Origin of the sequence: Microbispora amethystogenes (assembly GCF_016863015.1) — a bacterium.
GTDB lineage: Bacteria > Actinomycetota > Actinomycetes > Streptosporangiales > Streptosporangiaceae > Microbispora > Microbispora amethystogenes.
This window is the reverse complement of the sequence record NZ_BOOB01000083.1, coordinates 1-8,387: the sequence shown is the minus strand read 5'-3', so window position 1 is coordinate 8,387 and position 8,387 is coordinate 1. Positions and strand designations below refer to the sequence as shown.

Annotated in this window: 7 protein-coding genes; all 7 read right to left on the bottom strand. The window is 72.1% G+C overall.

The features are described 5' to 3' along the window. Nucleotides 1-101: 101 nt before the first annotated feature. A complete protein-coding gene (locus Mam01_RS35590) occupies nucleotides 102-353 on the bottom strand; it encodes an acyl carrier protein (protein WP_239101869.1) in 252 nt (83 codons plus the stop codon). A gap of 11 nt (nucleotides 354-364) precedes the next feature. Continuing rightward, nucleotides 365-1,363, bottom strand: coding sequence for an ACP S-malonyltransferase (locus tag Mam01_RS35585; RefSeq protein ID WP_239101868.1), 999 nt, complete (start codon nucleotides 1,361-1,363; stop codon nucleotides 365-367). A gap of 2 nt (nucleotides 1,364-1,365) precedes the next feature. Further along, nucleotides 1,366-1,665 carry a hypothetical protein gene (locus Mam01_RS35580; RefSeq protein ID WP_111699609.1) on the bottom strand — a complete coding sequence of 100 codons (300 nt, stop codon included), beginning with the start codon at nucleotides 1,663-1,665 and terminating at the stop codon, nucleotides 1,366-1,368. 37 nt (nucleotides 1,666-1,702) lie between these two features. Next, nucleotides 1,703-3,004, bottom strand: coding sequence for a pyridoxal phosphate-dependent aminotransferase (locus Mam01_RS35575; RefSeq protein ID WP_204289620.1), 1,302 nt, complete (start codon nucleotides 3,002-3,004; stop codon nucleotides 1,703-1,705). After that, nucleotides 2,991-4,355, bottom strand: coding sequence for a KamA family radical SAM protein (locus Mam01_RS35570; protein WP_204289619.1), 1,365 nt, complete (start codon nucleotides 4,353-4,355; stop codon nucleotides 2,991-2,993). Before Mam01_RS35570 ends, Mam01_RS35575 begins: the two co-directional genes overlap by 14 nt. Before the next feature lie 99 nt (nucleotides 4,356-4,454). Then, nucleotides 4,455-5,390: a proline iminopeptidase-family hydrolase gene (locus Mam01_RS35565; protein ID WP_204289618.1), complete on the bottom strand. Its 936-nt coding sequence runs from the start codon at nucleotides 5,388-5,390 to the stop codon at nucleotides 4,455-4,457. Between the two features lie 79 nt (nucleotides 5,391-5,469). Further along, a partial coding sequence (locus Mam01_RS35560; RefSeq protein ID WP_204289617.1) for a type I polyketide synthase occupies nucleotides 5,470-8,387 on the bottom strand: 2,918 nt, incomplete at its 5' end.

Here is an 8,387-nt window from a genome sequence, read left to right as displayed (position 1 = left end):
AAGACCTCAACGAGAATCCTCTCGGACGAGGCGACCGGCGGTGAAGCAGGAAATCCGACCGGCGACAGTCGGAATCCCCTCCCTCCAGAAAGGGGACGATGTCAAGTCACCGAGCTGAGCGTCGCCCAGAGCGCGCCCGGAGTGGCGAAGTTGCCGAGGCTGAGCATGTCGTCGCGGAAGCGGACCTGGTAGGTGCTCTCCAGCGTCGCGAGCAGGTCGACCATGCTCAGCGAGTCGAGGCCGAGGTCACGCAGGTCGCTGCTCTCCGTGAGCTGGGCCCCGTCCGGCAGGAACGGCAGGTGTTTGCGGAGTATGGTCTCGAATCGCTCGTCCCACATGATGGCTCTCTCCACGGGGTGGTCTTCTAGGAAGGGCTCGCCCCGGCTCGGGCGAGGTTCTCTTGCGCGGCGCGCCGCTGGGCCGCGCGGTGTTCCTGGGCGGCGCGGTCCCGCCGGAGCGGGCGGGTGGCCCAGCGCGGGTCGAGCGCGACGACCTCGAAGTTGCGGGTGGTGACGCCCACCCGGCCCCAGAGCTGGTCGGGGCCGGAGACGTACAGCTTCGTGACGCCCCGCTCTCGCAGCGTGCCGACGACGGCCGGCCAGCGGACCGGGCGGACGATCCCGTCGAGCAGGATGTCCCGGACGCCGGCCGCGGTGTCCCGCACGCCGCCGTCCTGGTCCGCGACGACCGGAATCGCCGGGTCCGTGAACGTGAGCGTGGGGAACAGCTCGGCTTCCACCCTGTCCCGCAGGCCGCCGAAGGCGCGGCAGTGCAGGGGCGGGTCCATCACGTAGAGCGGAAGCCCGCCCTGCGCCCGCAGCCGGCTCCGCAGCTCCTCGAGCACGTCGCGCCGTACGGACAGCATGTGGAAGTCGTCGTCGACCTGACAGGAGATCTCGTACCACTCGCCGCGTTCGTCCATCTCGGCGAGCAGTTCGGCCAGCCGCTCCTGCGGCACCCGCACGAACGACTGCGTCACCACGTCGGGGTGCTCGGCCGCGAAGTACTCGGTCTCGTAGCGCACCAGCTCGGCGGTGAGCCGCACCCCGTCTGCGAAGCCGAGCGCGCCGGAGTGGACGGCGGCCGCCTTGCCGCCGAAACTCGCTCCGGCGCACAGGCCCGGCGCTATGCCGAACTCCTCCCGCGCCCAGGTCGCGAGCGCCACGCAGTTGACGAAGAAGGCGACCTGCGCGTATTCGGAATAGTCGCCGCTCGTCTCCCGGTAGCGCTCGAAGAGGTCATATCCCAGCACGTCGCCGGCGACCGCCACCAGCCGCCTGGCGACCGGGTTGACCAGCATGAACCTGGCCACGGTCGTGAAGTCGCACGGCCCCATGCCGGGAAAAACGATGGCGCTGTCCATGCTCAGAGGCGGCGGCCCGTGATCGGGAAGCCGGGGAACATGCCCGGCTTGACCTGGCCGTGCAGGACGCTGTCGTTGATCGTGGCGGTGAACTTCAGCTTGATCGGCATGGGCTTGGTCACCTTGAGCTTCCAGGTGACGGCGTTGCCGGTGACCTTGCCCTCCAGCAGCTCGGGGTTGGGCTCGTCGGTCCCGGTAAGCGCGCCGACCAGTTCCTCGCCGTTCGACTTCAGGTCGAAGAAAAGGGTCTGCTTGCCCATGGGGCTCTGCATTTCGACCGCCCACTTGCCGTCGACAGGCATGGCATTCCTCACATTCAAATAGCGGCTGATTCGAATTTCAACGTACACCGGCGGGGAACGCGGCGGCACCCTTAGTAACCCCAGACGAGACGAACACCGACAGCTTTTCCTCGAGCAGGTCGAGTTCGTCGCGGATATGCGGCAGGGAAAGGGGCCGTTCGGCGTAGAGCGCGGCCTCGCGCTGTTCGGCGGTCTGGCCGTAGAGCATGCTGGTCGCCGCGCGGAAGCGCAGCGCGCCGGGGTCGTCGCCGAGGTGGTGGCCGCCGAGCACCGCCACCCCGAAGTCGTCGAGCAGCACCCGCTGCAGGGACGCCGAGTCGGTGACGCCGTGCCAGTCGAGCCTCTCGCGCAGCGGTTCGAAGTCCGGGTAGACGTAGAAACCGCCGGTCGGCGGGCGGCACAGCGCGCCCGCGCCGACCATGATCTCGTGGACGGCGTTCGCCACGACGCCGTGCAGGCGGGTGTCCGCGGCGATGCGGCGCACCACCTCGGGCGGCTCGGCGAACACGTACTCCGCCACGGCCTGCATCGGGCCGGCCAGGGTCGACCAGATCTCGCTGGCGACCGCGAGCACCTCGTCGCGGATCCGCTCCCCCCACGGGCCGGACGGGAACCGGGCGGCGCCGATCCGCCAGCCGCCGAGCGCGATGCTCTTGCTCAGGCCGGTCAGCACGATCGTCCGGTCCGGCACGACCTCCGCCGGGCTCAGCACCGGGCGCCAGGGGTCGTGCACGATGTCGCGGTAGATCTCGTCGGAGAGGATCAGCAGGTCCTCGCTCTCGGCGATCTCGCACAGCTCACGGACGAGGGCCGGCGAGGCCACCGTGCCGGTCGGGTTGTCCGGCGTCGTCAGGACCAGGATGCGGGGGTTGTGCCCGGCCGCGCGCGCGGACCGGATGGTCTCGCGCAGCGCCTCCGGCTCCGGCACGCCGCCGCACTCGTCCGGGATCGGAACCCCGAACACCTGCTTGCCGGCCAGCCGCGCCTGCGGCGCGTAGGTGACCCAGGACGGCCTGGCCAGCAGGACGTCCCCGGGGAGCACCAGTTGCAGCGCCATCAGCAGCGGTTTGCTGCCCGGCGCGAGCACCGTCTGGTCGGCGTCGGTCGGCATGCGGCGGCGGGTGAAGTAGCCGGCCACCGCCGCGCGCGCCTCGGCGGAGCCCGCCACCGGCCCGTACGCGTTGCGCGACGCGCCCTCCAGCAGGCGGGAGACCAGCGGCCGGAAGACCGGCAGCCGGGACTCGCCGAAGCCCAGGTGCACGATGGCGGCGCCCTCGGCCCTGCGCCGGGCGACGAGCTGGTCGAGAGCGAGGTTCGGGGAGACGCTACGACTGGACATGCGCCGCCTCCCTCGTCCACCGCCCGATCCGGGACGCGCCGCCGTCGATGGCGGTCATGATGTCGTCGGGGGTGTCCGGGTCGAGTTCGAGCTCGGTCAGCCAGGCGGCCGTCGGCGAGTAGTGCGCCCGGAAGGGACGGCCGACGAGCGACGGCTGGCGGGCCTGCATGAACCGCAGGCGGAAGTAGCGGCCCTGCGGGGTCTCCTCGACCCCGTCCACGATCACCTTGCCGGGGGTCGCGGACATGACCGGTCCGCGCACCGTCCGCGCGAGGCCGGGCAGGGTGCGGAACGCGCCGTGGAAGATCTCCACTGAGCGGGCGAGCGGCACCCGGAAGTAGGCGTGCGGCCCGGTGTCCCGCTCGACGAACTGGTAGTAGGGCACCGCCCCGGCGGCGAACTCCAGCCGCCACAGCCGGGCCCAGGTGTCCACGTCGTCGTTGACGTACTTGATGAGCGGGGCCTGGCAGTACACCACGGCGCCGGTGCGCCGGATCCTGGCCAGCGCGGTGCGCGCCTCGTCGGTCTCCAGCTCACGGGGGTGGCTGTAGTGCGCCATCAGCGCGAGCGTCCGGCCCGATGCCACCACCCGCTCGAACAGCCGCAGCAGGTCGTCGGCGTCGGGGTCGGTGGTGTACCGGTACGGCCAGTAGGCGGGCGACTTGCTGCCGATCCGGATCGTGCGCACGGTGTCCACGGCGAGCAGCGGCTCGATGTGGGCGCGCAGCCGCTCCGTCGTCATGATCATCGGGTCGCCGCCGGTGATCAGCACGTCCGAGACGTCGGGGTGCCGGCCGAGGTAGGTGATCAGCTGGTCGGGGTTCGGCGCGGCGAAGCGGAGGTCCGCGTCGCCGACGAACTGGGCCCACCGGAAGCAGTAGGTGCAGTAGGCGTGGCAGGTCTGGCCCTGGCTCGGGAAGTAGAGGACCGTCTCGCGGTACTTGTGCTGGAGGCCGGGGATCTGCACGTCGCCCAGGGTGGGCACGTTCAGCTCCTTCTGCCCGGACGGATGCGGGTTGAGGTCCGCGCGGATGGTCCGGACGGCCTCCTGGAGGCGGCTCCGGTCGCCGGCGGCGCTCAGCACCGACAGGATCCGCTCCTGCTCGTCCGACAGCATCCCGCGCTGCGGGAACACCAGCCGGTAGATCGGGTCGTCGGGGACGCGGGTCCAGTCGATCAGCTGGGACAGGACGTAGTCGTTGACCCGGAACGGCAGCACGAGCGAGATCAGCCGGATCGCCTCGCGGGCGTCGCCGGAAAGCCCGTACCTGTCACCGATCTCATCAATATGACGAGGGCCGTAGGCGCGAAATCGCCCGACCTCCAAGGAACTGCCAGCAAGCAGCGTCATGCCGAAGTTCCTCCGATCTTCTGAGTCTGCTTGTTGCGAGCACTTGACGATAAATAGAATTCGGTCACCCGGTATACCCCTAATTTCTCGTGCAGGCCCTTAGATTTCGCCTGCCCGCACGGGCGTCGCACCGCGGTCCGGGATCCTCTCCAGGAACTCCCGGACAACCCGCAGGAAACGCTCCGGCTCCTCCAGATGCGGCAGGTGGCTGGAATCCTCGAAAATCTGCCAGCGGACGTCGGGAATGAGATCGGCGAACGGCTGGACGGCGGCCGGAGTCACCTCGTCGTGCCTGCCGGAGATGAGCAGCGTGGGCACGGCGATGTCGGGGCAGCAGTCGACGACGGAGTAGTCGCGCAGCGTGCCGTTGACGTGGAACTCACTCGGCCCGTTCATCGTGTAGTAGACGGCGGGGTCGTTGTGGATCTCCATCAGGGAGGCGATGAAGTCCCTGGGCAGCGGGTCGAGACGGCAGACGTGCCGGTCGTTGAAGACCTTCACGGCCCGCACGTACTCCGCGCTGTCGGTGGTGCCGGCCTCCTCGTGACGGGTGAGCGTCTCCGCGACGTCCGGCGGGAGCGCGCGGCGCAGCACCGCCAGCTCCCGCAGCCACAGGGGGTACGACGCCGGGGAGTTCGCGATGATCAGCCCGCGCAGGCCGGCGGGCCGCGTCGCCGCGTGCCGCGCGGCCAGCACGCCGCCCCAGGAATGGCCGAGCAGCGTGTAGTCGCCGGCGATGCCGAGCGCGCCCAGCAAATTCTCCAGTTCGTCCAGGAACAACTGAGGAGTCCAGAAATCGGCGCCCCGGCCGGGCAGGCGGGTCGAGCCGCCGTTTCCCAGCTGGTCGTAGTGGACGACCGGCCGGCCGTGCCCGGCGAGGTCGGCGATATTGCGCAGATAGTCGTGGGTGCTGCCGGGACCGCCGTGCGCGACCACCAGAGGCGGCACGCCCGCTCGCAAATCGCCGGTCACCCGATACCACGTCCGGTATTCACCGAAGGGCACGGTGCCCTTCGCGTTCGGCGCGAGAGCCATGGTTATTCCTCGAATCAGCCGGAACCTAAATCAGCCGGAACTTCGGATCAGCTGCGAATGGAGTCAGCTAGGACTCGAATCAGCCGGAAATGGACTGCAGCCATTCGTCGACGACCCGCGCCGTGACGTGCGCGCGTTCGTCGATCATGGTGAAGTGGTTCGCCTGCACCTGCCGTACGGTGTGCGCGGCGTCCCACGACGTGGCCTGCCAGCCGTCCTCGGGCTCGGGGCCGAGGAACGACTCGGTGCACTGGGCGAACAGCACCGGCGCGGACACCGTGCCGATGTCGAGGTCGGGCAGCATGTCGAACCAGCAGCCCATGCCGGACAGCCGGGCGCTGTCGAAGCCGCCGAACATCTCCTCGACGTCGAACAGGCCGGCCGCGAGCTGCTGCATCGGGATCGCCTGCCCGGCGCCCTCGTGCAGCTTGAAGGTGTCGAGGAGGACCAGGCCGCTGGGCGTGGTCCCGTACCGCTCCTCCAGGCACGCGGCGGTCGCGTGGGCGAGGGTGCCGCCGGAGGAGTAGCCGAGCAGCACGAACGGCTCGCCCTCCGCCGCCGCGAGGACCGCCTCGGCCAGCGCGAGCACGCCCGCCTCCGGCGTCGCCGGCAGGCTGTCGCCGGCCGCGAATCCCGGCGTCGGGATGGCCGAGACGTGCCGCGGAGTGAGGTGCCGTACGAGCCGGGCGTGCTGGTGGACGCCGCCGGTGACCATCGGCGTCGACAGGCAGATCAGCCGCGGCCGCGCCGGCCCGTCGGCGAGCTGCACCGCCGGGATCGGCCCGCCGAGGTCGGCCGGGGTGGTGAACTTCGGCCGCAGGTTGGAGACCGCGCGCAGCAGGTCGAACGCCCCCGCCACCTGGTTGTCGGTGATCGCGGCGCGGAACAGGGCGCTCAGCGTGTCGGGCGCCCGCTCCCCCGCCGCCGGTGTGACGGCCGCCCCCGGCGCGGGGGCCCCGGCCGGTGTGACCGCCATCTCGTCGTGCAGGTACGCGGCCAGCTCGCGCGGCGTCTTGCTGTCGAACACCACCATCGGCGGCAGCCGCAGGCCGGTGGCCGCGTTGAGGCCGTTGCGCAGTTCCATGGCCGACAGCGAGTCGAACCCGGACTCCAGGAAGTCCTTGTCGAGGTCGACGTCGGCCGCCCCGGCGTGGCCGAGCAGCACGGCGGCGACGCCCCGCACCAGGTCCTCCAGCGCGGCCTTCCGCTCCGGCTCGCCGAGACCGGCCAGCCGGTCGCGGAACGCGCCCGGGTCGGCCTGGCCGACGCTCGCCCGGCGCCGCCCCGTACCCGCGAGGCCGCGCAGCAGCGCGGGCGGCTCGCCGGGGCGGGAGCGGAGCGCGGCGCGGTCGACGCTCAGCGGCGTGAGCGCCGGGTAGGGCGACGCCAGCGCCGCGTCGAACAGCGCCAGGCCCTCCTCGGCGGTCAGCGGCGGCAGGCCCTGGCGGCGGAGCCGGTGCAGGTCGGTGTCGCTGAGCCACTGGCTCAGCCCCGTGTCCACGTCCCAGAGGCCGAACGCCATCGCGGTGGCCGGCAGGCCGCTCGCGTGCCGGTGGACGGCCAGGGCGTCCAGGAAGACGTTGGCCGCCGCGTAGCTGGACTGCCCGGCGGCGAGCACCTGGCCGCCGGCCGAGGAGAACAGCGCGAACACCGTCAGGTCGAGGTCGCGGGTCAGCTCGTGCAGGTGCCAGGCGGCGTCGGCCTTGGGCCGCAGCACGCCGTCCAGCCGCTCCGGCGTCATCGTGGACACCAGGCCGTTGTCGCCGATACCGGCCACATGCACCACGCCGCCGAGCGGGTGCTCGGCCGGCACGTCCGCCAGCAGCGCGGTCAGCTGGTCGCGGTCGGAGACGTCGCAGGCGGCGACGGTGACCGACGCGCCGTGCCCGGACAGCTCGGCCACCAGCTCGGGGGCGCCCGCGGCGGCCAGGCCGCTGCGGCTGGTCAGCAGCAGGTGCCGTACGCCGTGCCGGACCACGAGATGCCGCGCGACGAGGCTGCCGAGCCCGCCCGTGCCTCCCGTGACGAGCACGGTGCGGTCCGCACGCCACGGCGACTCCGGCGCTTCGGCCGCCGCCGGGACGGGCACCAGCCGCGGCACGCCGGCCACGCCGTTCCGCACGATCACCTCGGGCTCCCGCGACGCGACCGCGTGGGCGACCACCACGGGGGTCTCGGTGCCGTCCAGGTCGAGGACGGTGAACCGGCCCGGGTTCTCCGCCTGCGCGGCCCGCAGCACACCCCAGACCGGCGCGAGCCCCGGGTCGACGGTGAGCGCGGCCGGCGCGGCGTCGGAGGTGACCACGACCAGCCGGGAGTCGACCAGCCGCTCGTCGGCGAGCCAGGCCCGCACCACGGTCAGCACGGCGTCCGCCGCGCCGCGGACGTCGGCCAGGACGTCGCCGGTGTCCGGGGCGGGGCAGCGGACGATCGCCACCTCCGGCGCCGCCGGGAGGTCGGCCAGCGCGGCGACGTCGTCCACGGCGGGGATGCCGAGGCCGAGCTCGTCCGCGCCGAGCGCCACCCAGGTGTGGGTGGCCGGTTCGGCCTGCGCGCCGGGCAGCTCGCTCCATTCCGGGCGCAGCAGCGTCTCCAGTCCGCCCGGCCGGCTCGCGGCGAGCTGCTCGGGCGAGATCGCCCGCAGCGTCAGGCGCTCGACCGAGGCGACCGGCGTACCGGCCGGATCGGCGATGTCCAGCGCCAGCGTGTTCTCACTGAGCCAGGTCAGCCGCACCCGCAGGGCCCGCGCGCCCACCGCGTGCAGCGCGACCCCGTGCCAGGCGAACGGCAGCAGCGTGCGCTCCGTGTCGTCCGCCTCGTCGGGTACGGCGAAGCTCAGCCCGTGCATGGCGGCGTCGAGCAGCGCGGGGTGGAGGCCGAAGAGGGCGGCGTCCTGGTGTTCCTGGTCGGGCAGGGCGACTTCGGCGTACAGTTCCTCGCCGTGCCGCCAGGCCGCGCGCAGGCCCTGGAAGGACGGGCCGTAGCCGTAGCCGCGTT

Bases quoted from the DNA above. Each gene is read 5' to 3' on its own strand.
- Mam01_RS35585 (WP_239101868.1), bottom strand. From the start codon at position 1,363: ATGGACAGCGCCATCGTTTTTCCCGGCATGGGGCCGTGCGACTTCACG.
- Mam01_RS35580 (WP_111699609.1), bottom strand. From the start codon at position 1,665: ATGCCTGTCGACGGCAAGTGGGCGGTCGAAATGCAGAGCCCCATGGGC.
- Mam01_RS35575 (WP_204289620.1), bottom strand. From the start codon at position 3,004: ATGTCCAGTCGTAGCGTCTCCCCGAACCTCGCTCTCGACCAGCTCGTC.
- Mam01_RS35570 (WP_204289619.1), bottom strand. From the start codon at position 4,355: ATGACGCTGCTTGCTGGCAGTTCCTTGGAGGTCGGGCGATTTCGCGCC.
- Mam01_RS35565 (WP_204289618.1), bottom strand. From the start codon at position 5,390: ATGGCTCTCGCGCCGAACGCGAAGGGCACCGTGCCCTTCGGTGAATAC.